Source organism: Vibrio splendidus (genome assembly GCF_024347615.1).
In the GTDB taxonomy this organism is placed as follows: Bacteria; Pseudomonadota; Gammaproteobacteria; order Enterobacterales; family Vibrionaceae; genus Vibrio; species Vibrio splendidus.
Genome location: NZ_AP025508.1, coordinates 3489074 through 3505887 on the forward strand (window position 1 = coordinate 3489074; position 16814 = coordinate 3505887).

The window sequence follows — 16814 nt, forward strand, 5'->3', positions numbered from 1 at the left end:
TTCTGTGGTTAAACATACTCATGTGGCAAAACACACCTAACAATGTGAAACGCAAAACAGGCTTCTTGCTTGGGCTGATGCTCATGTTAAGCGTGTTAGCGGCAACACATATGGTGGATATTGACCCCGATCACCACACTTCGCATCACTGTGAGCTGTTTTCGATAAATCAGTTCATTACTGCGCACTCACTACCACAAGTTCCAGAGTTCCATTCAGAATTTACAGCCACTATTACAGAGTCAGTAATTTCGTTACAGCGCCTGTATTTCGCTTATTTAGCACGTTCACCTCCTGTAAATATCGCTTAATTACCACTACTTTTTAATTAACCTTTATTCAGGAAAAAAACATGAAACCTACTATTTTAGCCGTTGTTATCGGCATGACTGTCTCAACGAATGTTCTAGCTAACGAAGAATTCCGCTCTCACGAAGCACACGTGCACGGTAAAGTTGAAGTGAACATCGCTCAAGATGGGCAAGAGCTGCTTGTTGAAGTAACAGCTCCCGGCGCTGATGTGGTTGGCTTTGAACATGCTCCAGAAACTGCCGAGCAAAAGAAAGTGTTTGAACAAGCGATTGCGCAACTGAACAAGCCAGAAGAACTATTTGGTTTCAACAATGCAAGCTGTACTTTGAAGTTCAAGTCAGTGACGAACACCCTAGAAGACGATCATGATGACCATGAAGGCCATGACCACGCTGAAGGCGAACATGACGACCACGAAGGTCATGACCACGCTGAGCACGATCATGACGACCACAAAGACCATGACCACGCGGAACACGATCATGACGACCACAAAGGCCATGACCATGCTGAGCACGATCATGATGACCACGAAGGCCATGACCATGCTGAGCACGATCATGATGACCACGAAGGCCATGACCACTCAGAAGGCGGCCACGGTGAGTTCACTGTCGAGTATCACTACCAATGTTCTGACATTGAAAAACTGGATACCGTGAATACTCAGTGGTTCTCTAAGTTCAGCAACACAAAATCAATGACTGTGAACCTGCTAACTGACAGTGCTCAAATTCAAGAAGTACTTAACGCAGATCGTATTAGTTTTCGATTCTAATTAGCATTAGATTGAATTAAACGTAGATAAGCAGCCAAGTAAGTATTCACTTACTTGGCTGTACAAATCGGTATGCTCTGGGAATTTATGATTCTAATAACTGTCCAGTAGAGACACCGCTTTAATTATTGGAGCTAATATGTCTTTTGACAGTTCATCACTTGTGGTCAAACTCGAAAATATCAGCTTTCGTTGGAAGCCTGAATTGCCCCCAACGCTAGAGATCCCCTCACTGCATATCCAAGCCCAAGAGCACCTTTTCATCAAAGGGCCTAGTGGTTGCGGGAAATCAACATTGTTAGGGTTACTGACCGGAATCAACCAAGCTGAACAAGGCGAAGTATCTATCCTTGGCCAAGATCTCACACAGCTAACACCTCGCCAGAGAGACAAATTCAGAGCCGATCATATTGGTTATATATTCCAACAATTTAACCTGCTTCCTTACTTGTCAGTCATCGACAACGTGACGCTTCCTTGTCAGTTTTCTAAGATTCGTAAGCAGCAAGTCACTGAAAGTCAGAACAGCCTGCAAGCAACCGCTCAAGAGTTGTTGCTCAGATTAAAGCTACCTCAAGCTCTAATGGACAAGCCCGTTACCGAGTTGAGTATTGGTCAACAACAACGTGTTGCTGCCGCTCGTGCTTTGATCGGCCAACCCAAAATCATTATTGCCGACGAACCGACATCGGCTCTGGATCATGACAACCGAGAAGCCTTTATCGAACTGTTGCTAGAACAAGCGAATCAGGCGGGTTCTACCCTGATCTTTGTTAGTCACGATCCAACATTAGAAAAACTGTTCACTCGAACCATAGATTTAAAAACCGTTAACCAAGCTAAGGTTGTCGTATGAAAGTAATTACTCACTTAGCCTTAAAAAGCGTACTCAACCGTAAAGCCACAGCCATTCTAACTATTCTCACTGTGGCGGTGTCAGTTATTCTATTACTCGGTGTGGAACGTGTAAGAACCGAAGCTAAGAGCAGCTTTGCGAATACGATTTCAGGTACTGACCTTATCGTCGGTGGCCGCTCTGGTCAGGTAAACCTGCTGCTTTATTCCGTATTTAGAATCGGTAATGCGACCAACAACATCGACTGGAAAAGCTATGAAGAATTTAGCCAGCACAACGCTGTAAAGTGGGCGATCCCAATCTCATTGGGTGATTCACATAAAGGCTTCCGCGTAATGGGCACGAACCATAGCTACTTCGAAAATTATCGCTATGGAAGTAAGCAACCACTTACTTTTCAGCAAGGCAAAGAGTTCAATCAGCTATTTGATGTCGTGATTGGTGCCGATGTCGCGAAGAAGTTAGATTACAAGATTGGTGATCACATCATTCTGGCGCACGGTATCAGTGATGTCGCTTTCAGTCGCCACGACAACCTGCCCTTCACCATTGTCGGAATACTCGCGCCAACCGGCACACCAGTAGATAAAACGGTGCATGTTTCGTTAGAGGCCATTGAAGCGATTCACGTTGGTTGGGAATCGGGGGCTAACCTCGGGCACACACCGAATGCTGAAGCGCTAAAGCAACGTGACTTCCAACCGAAGCAGATTACCGCGATGATGGTTGGCCTTAAATCGAAGATCCAAACCTTTGCACTGCAACGAGAAATCAATAACTACCGCCAAGAACCTTTGAGCGCCATTATGCCAGGCATTGCGCTTCACGAATTATGGGGAATGATGGCAGTAGCAGAACAAGCACTACTGATTGTTTCAGGGTTTGTTGTAATCGCGGGACTGTTAGGGATGCTGAGTAGTCTACTCACTAGCTTGCAAGAAAGACGTCGAGAGATGGCCATTCTGCGCGCGATGGGAGCAAGGCCTCGTCATGTATTTGGTTTACTGATCAGTGAAGCAAGTGCCCTAACCTTCCTCGGTATCACATTGGGTGTTGCCGTGTTGTTTGCCTTGATCGCAGTAGTTGCTCCTATTGTGCAACAAAGTTATGGTATCAACATATCGATATCCGCAATCACACCTCATGAGTGGAAACTGCTTATGTTGGTGCAAGTTGCTGGAATCATTATCGGCTTTATTCCCGCTTTCAGGGCTTACCGTCAGTCATTGTCTGATGGCATGACTATTAGAATCTAAAATAGGAACCTACGATGCAACGCAAATTCCTACTGATACTTGGGTTACTTATGTTCCCATTTATCAGCACAGCTCACGCTGAAACCACTCAGACTGACGAATCGGTATTAACACTCGATTGGATTGACTTGATTCCAGAGTCAGAGCGAGCACAACTCGACTCATTTGGCATGCCGATGGTTAACCACGACAGTATGGACAAACCTCAACAATCGACACTTGGCGCTGTTCGCCCAGAGCTGAATGGCAGCACAGTCAAAATTCCTGGCTTTGTGATTCCATTGGAAGGCGATGAAAACATGATCACTGAGTTTCTGCTGGTACCGTACTTTGGCGCATGTATCCACGTGCCACCGCCACCACCAAACCAAATCATCTACGTGAAGTTCCCTAAAGGTGCACCAATCCAGCAGTTATGGGATGTGATCTATTTAGTGGGTACGCTGAAAACTGAGTCAATAAGCCATGACTTGGCGCAAACCGGTTATCTTATTGAAGGTACTGCAATTGAAGAATATGACGACATGTAGTCATTAGAAGGGTGGCTCAAGGATGAGCTGCCGTCACTGAACGAGTGAGATCATTCAATAACAGTTTAATAACGATTATTTTATTCTAAATTACGCGATGTAATTAGATAAGTACGCTAGAACAGCGACATAAGTAGCGAGTAATAACCCTATACTAAGCTGTTTCTTCAGCTTGTTATCATTGACTTGATTCATAACTCCTCCTTGAGAATTACAACAAATTTAACATTTTATTATCATTAGCAAAAGTAAAATTTTGTTGAAACCTTCAACTCTGCACGCAAAATCTAGCCACCAATAAGATAAAGAGTTACATTTTAGACAGTTATACCAATCACAATAAGTAAGTGTTCAGAAATAGCGTAGGAAAAAGGCTTGAGAACAAGGAAGCTCTTTTCAATAAATAGTTTTGATAAGTAGTTATTCTACAATCAAAAATTCTAACGCTGTTATCGAGCGTTTTAACAAGCTAGGGCGAGCAATTAATTACTACGATTGGTGTTGGGTCGTCTCCTTACGGTACTCTTATGTCAGAAACTAAACAGCCAGTGATCATTGAGCATGCTAGCGATACACAGCAAAAGCATGAGAAAAAGCCTCATATTGCCGACAGTGCAAGCAGAATGCTGCACATCGCACAAAGCTTCGGCCTCGATTCCTTAATTAGTCATAGTACAAAGCCAAACGATAAAGCTGAGAGTACGCTTATCGAACGGGCACTATTAAGAGAGAAAAAACGTAGAGAGCTTCGCCAAAAGAACCTAGAACAGATTCTAAAGTTGGCACACTCTTCATGTAAGGATGAAGCGGCTGGAGACCCTGATCAGGACTGGCTATACCGTTTCTTCGATATGGCACAAGAGATCCACAATACATCGATGCAGAGGCTATGGGCTCAAGTACTGAAACGAGAAGTCACCAACCCAGGCTCGACGTCGATGAAGGCGCTTCAGATCTTAAAAGACATGACACCAAAAGAAGCACTCACCCTGCAAAGAGCCGCGTCACTGGGTTGTAGCTTTGGTAGTGATAACAGCAGAAAACTATTACTCGGCTTTAAATCCCATGCTGGAATCTTCAGCTTTGGCAAAAGAGACACCACCAACACCATCAACCTTGGTGGACACAACCTGCCCTACTCTAGTTTGCTCCACTTGATTGAGCTCGGGATTATTCTAGGAACAGAATTAGAATCTGGAGAGATTGATTTCGACCCAGCCCTACACCTGACTTATCAAGGTAAGAGCATGTCACTGGCGCCTATTTCAAAAGGGGTTAAACTGGTTTATTACCGATTCAGTCCAACAGGTAATGAGCTGTGCACCTTACTTGGCAACAAACCCAACATGCAGTATTACGACCAACTGATTGCACTATTGAGCCAGAAATTCACGGTTCAAACAGAAGTTAAAAGCAGTGTGAATTACACCGTCTAGGCACTCGACGGTGCAAAAAATAGACGGTGTAAAAAGTGAAGAGTATCGAGAAGAATAAAGAGAATCTAGAGGATAGGTTTCTTGTCTCGGTAACCAAGGCTGCACTATTTATCGGTCGTGAATAAACAGATAAACAACTGAGTAGCCTTAGTCATACCAACGATCTCAGTTGGTTAAAATATTACGCTTCTCTAAAGCATCAATACACAACTCCACCAGTTCATCGAGTGTCTTCTCACCCGCAGGTAGATCTATCTCAGGATTCTGAGGCGCTTCGTAAGCTGAACTAATACCAGTAAAATTCGGGATTTCTCCAGCACGTGCTTTCTTATACAAACCTTTAGGATCACGCTGTTCGCAAACCTCGAGTGGTGTATTGACGAACACCTCAAGAAACTCACCTTCCGGCAATAAATCACGTACCAACTGTCTCTCCGCTTGATGTGGAGAAATAAACGCTGACAACACGATCAAACCCGCATCCGCCATCAATTTAGCAAGTTCACCAATACGACGAATATTCTCTCGGCGATCCTGCTCAGAGAAGCCAAGGTCGCTACATAACCCATGACGCACATTATCGCCATCCAATAAGTAAGTATGGTAACCAAGCTGTGCCAAGCGATTTTCTAATGCTCCAGCGACTGTCGACTTCCCAGAACCAGATAATCCCGTGAACCAGAGCACGGCTGGCTTTTGTGATTTCAGATCAGAGCGAAATGTTTTATCAATCGAGTGTTGATGCCACACAACATTCTCATCTTTTGGTTTGAGTACTGCGGTCATAATTAGTCCTTTAAATAAACAGCATTAAAATGGGAAAAAATAAGGAATTAGGGTCAGCACCAAACCCGAATAAACAATCGAGATTGGGATGCCGATGCGCAGATAATCCGTAAGGTGGTAATTACCTACGCTATAAACAAGTAAGTTGGTTTGGTAGCCGTACGGCGAAATAAAACTGGCACTGGCACCAAACAGAACCGCCATGATGAACGGCATTGGATCGACGCCATAGCCTACTGCCATACTGTAGCCAATGGGGAATGAGAGTGCCGCTGCCGCATTGTTGGTCACCAACTCAGTTAGGACCAACGTCATGAAATAGGTCGCGACTAGCGCTCCAAACACGCCCCAGCCATTAAAGGCCTCCATAAACATCAACCCCATTCGCTCAGACAACCCAGATGAAATCATCAGTTGAGCAATAGAGAGTGCCGAACCAACGATCACGACAATATCGACGGGGAAACGGCGGCGAAGCTCACCAAGTTGTACTACACCAAATGCCACCAGCAATAATAAAAATCCCGCTAGCCCTTTAATAATCGGCACGACTTCAGCGAGCGATAACCCAATCACACTGGCAAAGCCGAGCAACACAAACGTCGATTTATCGGCATCAAGCTTGGCGCTTGAGTCTAGATCGTTCATCAACACAAACTCTTTATTGTGTTGTTGACGCTGTTCTTCAAAACGTTTTCCTGGAACCAAAATCAAGGTATCGCCAGCGGTTAATGTGATGTTTCCAAGGCCACCTTCAAGGCGTTCATGACCACGACGAATGGCAACCACAACCGCATCGAAGCGATCTCTAAACTGGCTGGTCTTGAGGGTTTTATTACAGAAGCTTGCCGATGAACTGACTACGACCTCAACAAAGCTCTGGCCATTCAGGTGGTGCTGACCAAACAGAGTTAGCCCTTGGATCTCTTGCAGTGTCGCAACACTCTCGACATCACCACAAAACAGTAATCGATCACGAGCTTGGAGTATGAAGTCAGGGTCTATAGACGCGGTTGTTTTACCGTCTCGAATCACTTCCGCTAAGAACAGTTTTCTCAATGCTCTGAGGTTATTCTCGCTGACGCTGCGGCCAACTAAAGGAGAACCCGGCTCAACTCGCGCCTCGAGAAAGTAAGGTAGATCGTCTTGAGAACCATCATCGTAGCTGGGTAAGAAGTAGCTCAGAGGAATGAGGATCAACACACCGCCGACCAACACAGCTAAACCGATCAAGGTCGGTGTAAAAAAGTTTAAGCTTGGCAGTCCAGCATCTTCAACAAAGCTATTGATGATCAAGTTGGTAGAGGTGCCGATCAATGTCAGGGTTCCACCTAAGATGGCAGCGTATGACAAAGGGATAAGCAGTTTAGATGGCGCATGTTGTTGATTACGTTTGATCGCCCCGATCAAAGAAACAACCACCGCCGTGTTATTAGTAAAAGAAGAAAGTAACGCTGTGGAAATACCCAACTTCGCAACCACGGTACCTAGCCTACCTTCAGAGATATTACGGCTAACCCAACTGATTAAGCGAGTTTTCTCCAACGCACTTGATGCGAGGATAAGAAGAATTAAAGTCAGTAACGAGGAGTTAGTGAAGTTATTGGCTAAGCTCGACAAATCGATCATGCCAGCCATAAAAGCAATAAACGCCGCGCCAGCAAAGATAAAGCTTGGCTTAATACGGGTAACGAGCAGGCAAGTAATGATGCCGAGCAAAATCGCTAATACAAATCCTTGTTGCCACATATACCCGTCCTTTATGGCGGAAACGATGGGTTTCCGCCTGATTCAATAAGCTGTTACTTAGTCGTTTATGACTTCAGTAATTGGCTTAGATCTTTGGCATCCCAATGAGGGAAGTGCTTGCGTACCAATGTGTTGAACTCAAGTTCAAATGCAGAGAAGTTACCGACTTGCTGTTCAACAGAGTCCAAACGGTCTCGAATCAAACCAGCACCCACCGTCACGTTAGTCAGGCGGTCGATAACGATGAAACCACCGGTATCGGCACTCTCACGGTATTTATCCAGCGCGATAGTCTCGTTCAATGACCATTCACACAAACCAATACCATTCAGTGGCAACTCATCAACTGCGTAAGTCGACAAGTTGTTGATGTCATATTGGTGACGAACCGTTTCAACCTGACCGACGGTTTTCTTGCCTGCGATTTTGATGTCGTAGGCTTTACCCGGTTGCAGTGGTTGCTCTGTCATCCATACGATGTCAGCCAATACATGGTTAGTTGATTCAATTTGAGCATTTTCCAGCACAATCAAATCACCACGGCTGATATCGATTTCATCTTCAAGAGTCAGCGTTACTGCCAAACCCGCTTGCGCCGATTCAAGTTCGCCATCAAAGGTCACAATGCTTGCCACCTTAGACGTTTTACCTGATGGCAGCGCCTTGATTTCATCACCTACACTGACACGGCCAGAGGCAACGGTGCCTGCAAAACCACGGAAGTCTAAGTTAGGACGGTTTACGTACTGAACAGGGAATCGGAATTCACCTGCAGAACGTTTTTGGTCAATATCGACGTTCTCTAACACTTCTAATAGAGACGGGCCTTCAAACCATGCAAGTTCTTTGCTTGGCGCTGCAACGTTAATGCCTTCAAGCGCGGAAACAGGCAGAATTTGAATATTAGTTTCGCCTTCTAGGTTTTCAGCAAACTCTAGATATTGATCGCGAATCTCCTCAAAACGATCTTGCGAGTACTCCACCAGATCCATCTTATTGACTGCGACGATGAAATGCTTCAAACCAAGTAGGTTAGAAATAAACGAGTGACGACGGGTTTGATCCAGAACGCCCTTACGAGCATCAATCAAGATCACAGCCAGATCACACGTTGAAGCGCCGGTTGCCATGTTGCGCGTGTACTGCTCATGCCCTGGGGTATCAGCAATAATGAATTTACGCTTTTGAGTCGAGAAGTAACGATAAGCCACATCGATCGTAATCCCTTGCTCACGCTCAGCCTGCAAGCCATCAACAAGCAGTGCTAAATCAGGCTTCTCACCTGTGGTACCCACTCGTTGGCTATCAGAGTGAACCGCTGCTAGCTGATCTTCATAAATCTGTTTTGTATCATGGAGCAAGCGACCGATTAACGTACTTTTACCGTCATCTACCGAGCCACAAGTTAAAAATCTAAGCATAGATTTATGCTGATGCTGACTTAGATAACCTTCAATCCCTAGTTCAGCCAATTCGGCTTCTACTGCACTATTCATTTTTCTTTCCTTAGATTCTTAGAAATAACCTTGGCGCTTTTTCAGCTCCATAGAGCCAGACTGATCATGGTCAATCGCTCGACCTTGACGCTCACTAGACGTCGCCACCAGCATTTCTTCAATAATGCCCGTTAGCGTATTCGCCTCAGATTCAACCGCTCCGGTTAATGGGTAACAGCCTAAAGTACGAAAACGAACGCTTTTCTCTTCAATCACTTCACCTTCTTGCAGCTCCATACGGTCATCATCAACCATGATCAGCATGCCATCACGCTCAACAACTGGGCGTTTATCAGAAAGGTAAAGTGGAACAATATCGATACTCTCTAGGTAGATGTATTGCCAGATATCGAGCTCAGTCCAATTAGATAGCGGGAAGACACGAATGCTTTCGCCCTTATTAACCTGACCGTTGTAGGTGTGCCAAAGCTCTGGACGCTGGTTTTTTGGATCCCACGTATGGTTCTTATCGCGGAAAGAGTAAACACGTTCTTTCGCACGAGATTTTTCTTCATCACGACGCGCACCACCAAAAGCCGCATCGAACCCATACTTGTTTAACGCCTGCTTAAGGCCCTGTGTTTTCATGATGTCAGTGTGCTTCGAAGAACCATGTACAAATGGGCTACAACCCATCTCAATACCTTCTGGGTTCTTATGTACTAAAAGGTCGAAGCCGTACTTTTTAGCCGTACGGTCACGAAACTCAATCATCTCGCGGAATTTCCAATCCGTATCTACATGCAATAGCGGGAATGGAATTTTGCCTGGATAAAACGCTTTGCGAGCTAAATGAAGCATCACAGAAGAATCTTTTCCGATGGAGTACATCATCACTGGGTTATCAAACTCAGCCGCTACTTCACGGATAATATGAATACTTTCCGCTTCGAGCTGTTTTAGGTGGGTTAAACGTTCTTGGTCCATTTCAGTGCTTCCTTTAAGGCTCGCGTTACGAGCAATTCATTACTTGGTCTTGCCAAGCAAGGGATTTAACTCATCCACTTGAGTGAATGGGAGTATTGGCACTAGAAGAAAACAGAAGCTTCGTTTTGAGCTATCCTTGCTATTCATCTGCCTGATACGTCCTTGATATAGGCATTATGACGAGCCTCTCATATTACTGGAAATTCTAAAATTTCATTTTTTATTCGAAAAGCTGATAAGGGATTGAATTTACCGATAAGCAGGTGAAATGAATGGACTAATATTATCGATATCAGTTGCGCATCGATTGAGCAGCTTTGGGAGGCGTCTTGCAGAACACCATAAAGTAATCGATCTAAGTCACGAATTAACATTCGTTGTAATCATTGTTTCATTCGGTTTTGTTACATTACGCAACGAATTTTCTACTATCCACTTTGGAGCTACAAAATGAAAGTTGCAATGAAACCTTTGTCATTGGCTGTACTTGCGGGTCTTGGTTTGACTTTAGCAGGCTGCACAACAACACCAGATACCGATGAAGTGATTAAATTACGTGTCGTAGAAACGACGGATATCCATACCAATCTAATGGATTACGACTACTACAAAGACAAGCCATCGAAAAAAATTGGCTTAGCACGTACTGCAACTTTAGTAAAAGAAGCTCAAAGCGAAGTAACCAACAGCGTTTTAGTTGATAACGGTGACTTGCTACAAGGTAGCCCAATGGGTGACTACATGGCAGACAAAGGCATCGAAGCGGGCGAAGTTCACCCTGCATACAAAGCTATGAACCAACTAAGCTACGACGCTGCAAACCTAGGTAACCACGAATTCAACTACGGTCTTGAGTTCCTAGAAGAATCTATCAACGACGCTGACTTCCCGTACATCAGTGCTAACGTTTACGACGCAGAAACCAAAGAACACTACTTCACGCCTTACATCATCAAGACGCACACGTTCGAAGATACTGCTGGCGTAGAGCACGAAGTAAAAGTGGGTTACATCGGTTTTGTTCCACCACAAATCATGACGTGGGATAAGAAGAACCTTGAAGGTAAAGTGATCGCTCGCGACATCATTGAGACGGCTAACGAGCTAGTGCCTCAAATGAAAGCGGAAGGCGCTGAAGTTATCGTTGCTATCCCTCACTCAGGCGTATCAACTGACCCATACAAAAATGGCGAAGAAAACTCAACGTTCTACCTATCTGAAGTAGACGGCATCGATGCGATCGCATTCGGCCACTCTCACGCAGTTTTCCCAGGTAAAGGTTTTGATGACATTCAAGGCATCGACAACGAAACGGGCACCATGAACGGCGTTGCAGCAGTAATGCCTGGTCGTTGGGGTAGCCACGTTGGTGTTATGGATCTAACACTTGCACAAAAAGACGGTAAGTGGGAAGTGGTTAAAGGCCAATCAGAAGCGCGCCCTATCTACGACAAAATCGAGAAGAAATCGCTTGCTGCAGCTGATGAAGGCATCGTAACAGCACTAGAAAAAGACCACGCTGGTACTCGTGAGTTTGTTAACCAACCGATTGGTAAAGCAGACGATGTGATGTACAGCTTCTTGTCTCTAGTACAAGACGATCCAACAGTTCAAATCGTTAACCTTGCACAGAAAGATTACGTTGAACAGTTCATCCAAGGTGACCCTGACCTAGACGGTACACCAGTACTTTCAGCGGCTGCACCATTCAAGGCCGGCGGCCGTAAGAATGACCCAGCGAACTTCACTGAGGTTGAATCTGGTCAACTGACATTCCGTAACGCAGCTGACTTGTACCTTTACCCGAACACGCTAGTTGCGATGAAGGTAACAGGTCACGAAGTAAAAGAGTGGCTTGAGTGTTCTGCAGGTCAGTTCAACCAAGTGGATGTTAACTCAACAGCACCACAACAATTGATCGAGTGGGATAACTTCCGCACTTACAACTTCGATGTTATCGATGGTGTTGATTACCAAATCGACGTAACTCAACCTGCGAAATACGATGCAAACTGTAAAGTCGTTAACCCTGACTCACAACGTATTGTTGGCCTAACTTACCAAGGTAAGCCAATCGACATGAAGCAAGACTTCCTGATTGCCACCAACAACTACCGTGCATACAGCGCTAAATTCCCAGGTACAGGCGAAGACTTCATCGCATTTGATGCACCAGATGAGAACCGTACTGTTCTTGCAAACTACATCTCTCGCGTAAGCAAAGAGCAAGGTCAAGTGAGCCCAAGCGCGGATAACAATTGGTCATTTGCGCCAATCAAAACAGATAACAAGCTAGATATCCGCTTTGAAACATCTCCAAGCGACAAAGCAGCAGAGTTCATTAAAGAGAAGGGTCAATACCCGATGAAACGTGTTGCGACTGACGATGTTGGTTTTGCTGTTTACCAGATTGACCTAACTAAATAGGTTGCTTAAGTAATCTATAGTTAACGTTATGAAAGGCTGAGTTTAACGACTCAGCCTTTTTCTTTTCTTATAAATGTTCAGTCCAAAGCTCTAATTTGTCGAACGACAAACTCTCGTTCAACCCGCTTCCAAATGCCACGCCTTTAGCTTCAAAACAGCAGTCAAACAGCACGACTCAAACCACCAATTGAATGAATCCAACACAAAAAAACACTAATCAGCTGTAAGTTTTTATCTGCTCCTCCTGTCTATTTAATTTACTACACTCAATGAATGGTGGTTAAGCCATTCATCTATAGGATAGATAAGGACATTTGATGAGCACCGTCGAGAGCATTCAAGCATGGTTACATTCAGGAGAGGAGTCGCTGCTATGGCTGATGCTTGGCATCATCGCGCTTTCTTACCTGCTTGAAGATCTTGCGATTGTTACGGCGGCAGGTATAGCGACTCAAGGTCTAATACTTCCTCAATATGCGCTGCTTGCTATTTTCATCGGTATTGCCACGGGTGATCTCGGTCTTTATTACTTAGGGAAGTCAGGACGTTATTTCCGAGGTGTTCGATATAAAGCCCTCACGAATAAGTACTTTCGTTCGCTTCGTACCAAATTACGTCAGAACGCATTCAGCAGCCTTTTTGTTATCCGCTTTATTCCAGGGCTTCGCACCGTCGGGTTTACCTTAAGTGGCTTTTTCGCCATCCCACTGCCTACTTTCTTGTTTGCTGTCATCAGCGCCACCGCGATCTGGACTGGCATTGTCTTCTCTGCCATCTACTATTTAGGGACATCAGCGTGGCTGCAAGCCTCTGAATATCAATGGATCGTTATCCCGTGTGCCATCGCTTTACTGTTTATCGGTAATCGATTAATGAATAAAACCTACTCTAGAGGATTATCATGAGTTCACCGCAAGATATTCGCATCATTCCCGCACATCAAATCAATGCAGGCATGCCTTTGCTTGAAAAAGATACCGTGCGCAGTGTCTCTCCTTATGAGTTTCTTCCGACTTGGTTCTTCTACACGCCAGTCGTGATTCAAAGCCTGATGCAAGGGTTACGGCACTTTGACTGGGCGCTGCCGCTCATTGCCAACCCAAGCATCAAGTTAAGCGGCATGGTAGGCGAATCAAAACACGAGATATTAAGCCTTGCCGGATCTTCAAGTCAGCGTTGGATCTCTCCGTTTATCACCCTCACCAAAACGGATCTCAGCGGTAAGAAACAAGCTGAAGATGCACGCAGCGCACTCATACAATCCGATCTTGATTTTCCAATCGTGGCGAAGCCGGATCTTGGCTGTCGAGGCGTAGGCGTCAAGCTGATCAACACACAAGATCAACTTGAGCAATATGTTGAATCTTTCCCAAATAATGCTCGCTTTCTACTGCAAGAAAAGGCGCCTTATCAGGCAGAAGCGGGTGTTTTCTATGTTCGTTACCCAAACAAAAAGCAAGGCGAGATCATCTCGATCACACTCAAGTATGCGCCAATGGTGATGGGTGATGGCAAGTCGACACTCAAGCAGTTAATTGAAAATAGCCCGCGTGCTGGGCAACTCAGCCACCTGTATCTACCAAGGCATGAAGATAAATTGGATCACGTGCTCGCAGAGGGCGAAGAGTTCCAACTCGCGTTCGCAGGTAGCCATAGCCGTGGCTGTATCTTCCGAGACGGCAACCAATACATCACTCAAGCTTTAACCGAACGCTTAGACGAGATATTCGATGACTTCGATGGTTTTCATTTTGGCCGACTCGACGTCAAGTTTAAGGACATGCACAGCCTAATGAACGGCGAGGATTTCACGATCCTTGAGGTCAATGGCGCAAGCAGTGAGGCTGGGCATATCTGGGATCGCAACACACCGCTGCGAGAGATATTTTCTACGCTACTTCTGCAATACCGCATTCTTTTTGATATTGGCGCTCAGCAAAAACAACGAGGCCATAAGACTCCTTCTTTCAAGAGCTTATTCGCTGCGTGGCAAGAAGAGCGACGTCTTGTTCAACAATATCCGACCACTGACTAACTTTGTACGAGGATCATGAATGAACCCCATAGCCCAACCAAGCGCCCTCACTTCTTTCTCTCCTAGTATCAAAGGAGCGGTAGAGATATTGAATCAGGGTCTAGAGTTTTTGTTAGCGATATCTGACAGCGACTATCTGACACGAGCAAAACCGCACGTCACAAGCTCTATTGGTGAGCATACTCGTCACACGCTCGATCTTTTTCACGCCTTAATCTTAAAAGAGAATGCGACCGTTGATTACAACACTCGTCGTCGTGGTCATCCCGTCGAATACGACCGCTCAATTGCAGTAAAAGAGATCCATTATGTGATCAACTGGCTTGAACGATTAGACCGCAGAGATCTCGAAGCGCCTATCATGATCCAAACCGAAGTTTCAATGGATACACAAGTATTCGCCAGCCTGCCTTCTACGTTAGAAAGAGAGGTCACCTTTGCTGCTCTGCATGCCAATCATCACTATGCGATGATCAAGGTGATCACGACCTTTCTTGATGTCGAAACATGCAATACCTTTGGTTATGCCCCAACCACCAGCAGCTATCTGAGGGAGCAATAATCATGTGTTCAGTATCTTGGCTGCTTGAAGAAAATGGTTATCAGGTCTTTTTTAACCGTGACGAACAAAAGACGCGAGCACTGGCAATGCCACCTAAACAATATCGAGTTAACGGCGTCGATATCATCATGCCACTCGACCCAACTGGCGGTGGTAGCTGGATCAGTATCAATGAGTTCGGGCTTTCACTATGCCTACTCAATAACTATCAAGGCATAGTGCCTGTTGGACCTTTAGTCAGCCGTGGTTTGCTACTCAAAAATCTATCATCGAGTCGTAACATCAGTCAGCTCTCTGAAGCATTTCATCAGCTCGACCTGCACTCTTTTGCTCCATTCACCTTGTTGGCTTTCGCGCCGAATTTAACTCAGAACAATGGTTTGGTTATCGCCTACATGTGGGATGGTATTCAACAGCACATCGTCGACACCGATTCTCCACTCTTCTCATCCGGTGTTGATTTAGAGCGAGTACAAGCCTATCGACAAGCAAAATACGATCAGCTTGTGGCAACAGGTAAGAATCAACAGAACTTACTTCAATTTCACTCTCACCATCACAGCGAACAACCTCATTTAGCGACCTGTATGCATCGTGAAGACGCGCACACCGTGAGCTTTACACACTTACGCAATCTACACGGCCAAGCCTCGATGTTTTACGCACCCGGCTCGCCTTGTGAACCCATTAAACCATGCCAGATAAATCAACAGCGTTTTACCTTCGATTTATCACCAGCAATCAATCTATAGATGGAGTCCATCATGAGAAAACTATTAACCATGGTCATGCTACTCGTTAGCCCGTACGTATTTGCCGCCGATGAAATCTACACAGGATTCTTTAGCAGTAAGGCGCTCGATGGCTACGACACTGTGGCTTATTTCACTTCAGGTAAGCCCATCGAAGGCAGTAACAAATTCAGCACCGAGTACAAAGGCGCGGACTGGTATTTCTCTTCTGAAAAGAATCTGACTTTATTTGTTAATAATCCTGAAAAATATGCCCCTCAATATGGGGGTTATTGCGCTTGGGCTGTTTCAGCAAAAAGTGACTTTGCACCCGGTGACCCAAATCAATGGACGATTGTTGATAACAAGCTTTACCTCAACTACGACCAAGAGATTAAACAGCGTTGGGAACAAGACCGAGCACAACATATTCAAAAAGCCGACACCGTTTGGCCGCAACTGATCAAATAAGGGAATAACCATGACATTCACTCCAGCTAAACATATCCCTGCGGCATTTATCGCTTTCGTATTTGTTCAGTCGCTGTTTTTTAAGTTCACAGGCTCATACGAGACTGAGCATATCTTTGGCACCTTGGCGACATGGTCTGGCTTAAGTTGGTTCGGTTCATTTGGCGGCTACTTGATTGGGTTCGCTGAATTGATTGCGGCCATTTTGCTGTTTACTCGTTGGCATGGCCTAGGTGCCATCATGAGTGTGGGAATTATGAGTGGTGCGATTTTCTTCCACCTGTTTACACCACTCGGTATTCAAATGCCTGAGTTTAACGCAGCGGGTGAAATTGTCGGTTATGACGGCGGATTACTGTTTGGCATGGCATGCCTAGTATGGCTTTGCGGTGCATTTTTAAGTGTAAAAGATTTCAAGAATCAAGACGGTTTCCTAAACAACTTTAGTCAATAAGGTAGCTT

General features: G+C 45.1%; 17 protein-coding genes. 13 read left to right on the plus strand and 4 right to left on the minus strand.

Translation table 11 applies throughout. The features are described from left to right. Window positions 1–20 precede the first annotated feature (20 nt). The 6 genes from OCU90_RS15595 (at window position 21) to OCU90_RS15620 (ending at window position 5168) form a co-directional block, all read left to right on the plus strand. Entirely contained in the window at window positions 21–311 is a 291-nt protein-coding gene (locus OCU90_RS15595; RefSeq protein ID WP_017078801.1) for a DUF2607 family protein, read from the plus strand. A gap of 41 nt (window positions 312–352) precedes the next feature. Next, the gene (gene zrgA / locus OCU90_RS15600; RefSeq protein WP_061023534.1) at window positions 353–1090 is read left to right on the plus strand and encodes a zinc uptake protein ZrgA; all 738 of its coding nucleotides are present in this window, start codon (window positions 353–355) and stop codon (window positions 1088–1090) included. 139 nt (window positions 1091–1229) lie between these two features. Continuing rightward, window positions 1230–1946, plus strand: a complete 717-nt coding sequence (locus tag OCU90_RS15605) for an ABC transporter ATP-binding protein (protein WP_004735279.1) — start codon at window positions 1230–1232, stop codon at window positions 1944–1946. Next, window positions 1943–3202: an ABC transporter permease gene (locus OCU90_RS15610; protein WP_004735278.1), complete on the plus strand. Its 1260-nt coding sequence runs from the start codon at window positions 1943–1945 to the stop codon at window positions 3200–3202. The genes OCU90_RS15605 and OCU90_RS15610 overlap by 4 nt, the downstream gene beginning before the upstream one ends. Before the next feature lie 14 nt (window positions 3203–3216). Next, window positions 3217–3732: a DUF3299 domain-containing protein gene (locus tag OCU90_RS15615; protein ID WP_004735277.1), complete on the plus strand. Its 516-nt coding sequence runs from the start codon at window positions 3217–3219 to the stop codon at window positions 3730–3732. Between the two features lie 527 nt (window positions 3733–4259). Next, entirely contained in the window at window positions 4260–5168 is a 909-nt protein-coding gene (locus tag OCU90_RS15620) for a TIGR03899 family protein (protein WP_017078804.1), read from the plus strand. A gap of 165 nt (window positions 5169–5333) precedes the next feature. Here the strand turns inward: OCU90_RS15620 and cysC are convergent, their stop codons facing one another. From cysC to cysD, 4 genes are all read right to left on the minus strand, one after another. Continuing rightward, window positions 5334–5954, minus strand: a complete 621-nt coding sequence (gene cysC / locus OCU90_RS15625) for an adenylyl-sulfate kinase (protein WP_099426166.1) — start codon at window positions 5952–5954, stop codon at window positions 5334–5336. Window positions 5955–5978: 24 nt separating this feature from the next. Continuing rightward, the gene (locus tag OCU90_RS15630) at window positions 5979–7703 is read right to left on the minus strand and encodes an SLC13 family permease (protein ID WP_004735273.1); all 1725 of its coding nucleotides are present in this window, start codon (window positions 7701–7703) and stop codon (window positions 5979–5981) included. 65 nt (window positions 7704–7768) lie between these two features. Then, complete coding sequence (gene cysN / locus OCU90_RS15635; RefSeq protein WP_061023540.1) at window positions 7769–9199, minus strand: sulfate adenylyltransferase subunit CysN; 1431 nt, start codon at window positions 9197–9199, stop codon at window positions 7769–7771. Between the two features lie 18 nt (window positions 9200–9217). After that, entirely contained in the window at window positions 9218–10126 is a 909-nt protein-coding gene (gene cysD / locus OCU90_RS15640; RefSeq protein ID WP_004735271.1) for a sulfate adenylyltransferase subunit CysD, read from the minus strand. Between the two features lie 450 nt (window positions 10127–10576). Between cysD and OCU90_RS15645 the strand changes: the two genes are divergently transcribed. The 7 genes from OCU90_RS15645 to OCU90_RS15675 all read left to right on the plus strand — a co-directional run bounded on the left by OCU90_RS15645 (window position 10577) and on the right by OCU90_RS15675 (window position 16806). Beyond that, window positions 10577–12553, plus strand: a complete 1977-nt coding sequence (locus OCU90_RS15645) for a bifunctional 2',3'-cyclic-nucleotide 2'-phosphodiesterase/3'-nucleotidase (RefSeq protein ID WP_017069395.1) — start codon at window positions 10577–10579, stop codon at window positions 12551–12553. 317 nt (window positions 12554–12870) lie between these two features. Beyond that, the gene (locus tag OCU90_RS15650; protein WP_004735269.1) at window positions 12871–13458 is read left to right on the plus strand and encodes a DedA family protein; all 588 of its coding nucleotides are present in this window, start codon (window positions 12871–12873) and stop codon (window positions 13456–13458) included. Next, entirely contained in the window at window positions 13455–14588 is a 1134-nt protein-coding gene (locus OCU90_RS15655) for an ATP-grasp domain-containing protein (RefSeq protein WP_017063716.1), read from the plus strand. Before OCU90_RS15650 ends, OCU90_RS15655 begins: the two co-directional genes overlap by 4 nt. A 19-nt stretch (window positions 14589–14607) precedes the next feature. After that, entirely contained in the window at window positions 14608–15150 is a 543-nt protein-coding gene (locus OCU90_RS15660) for a DinB family protein (RefSeq protein WP_017083769.1), read from the plus strand. A 2-nt stretch (window positions 15151–15152) separates the two neighbouring features. Next, window positions 15153–15902, plus strand: coding sequence for an NRDE family protein (locus tag OCU90_RS15665; protein ID WP_061023543.1), 750 nt, complete (start codon window positions 15153–15155; stop codon window positions 15900–15902). Between the two features lie 12 nt (window positions 15903–15914). Beyond that, a complete protein-coding gene (locus tag OCU90_RS15670; RefSeq protein WP_017083771.1) occupies window positions 15915–16352 on the plus strand; it encodes a YHS domain-containing (seleno)protein in 438 nt (145 codons plus the stop codon). Between the two features lie 10 nt (window positions 16353–16362). Then, the gene (locus OCU90_RS15675; protein WP_004735264.1) at window positions 16363–16806 is read left to right on the plus strand and encodes a hypothetical protein; all 444 of its coding nucleotides are present in this window, start codon (window positions 16363–16365) and stop codon (window positions 16804–16806) included. Window positions 16807–16814 lie beyond the last annotated feature (8 nt).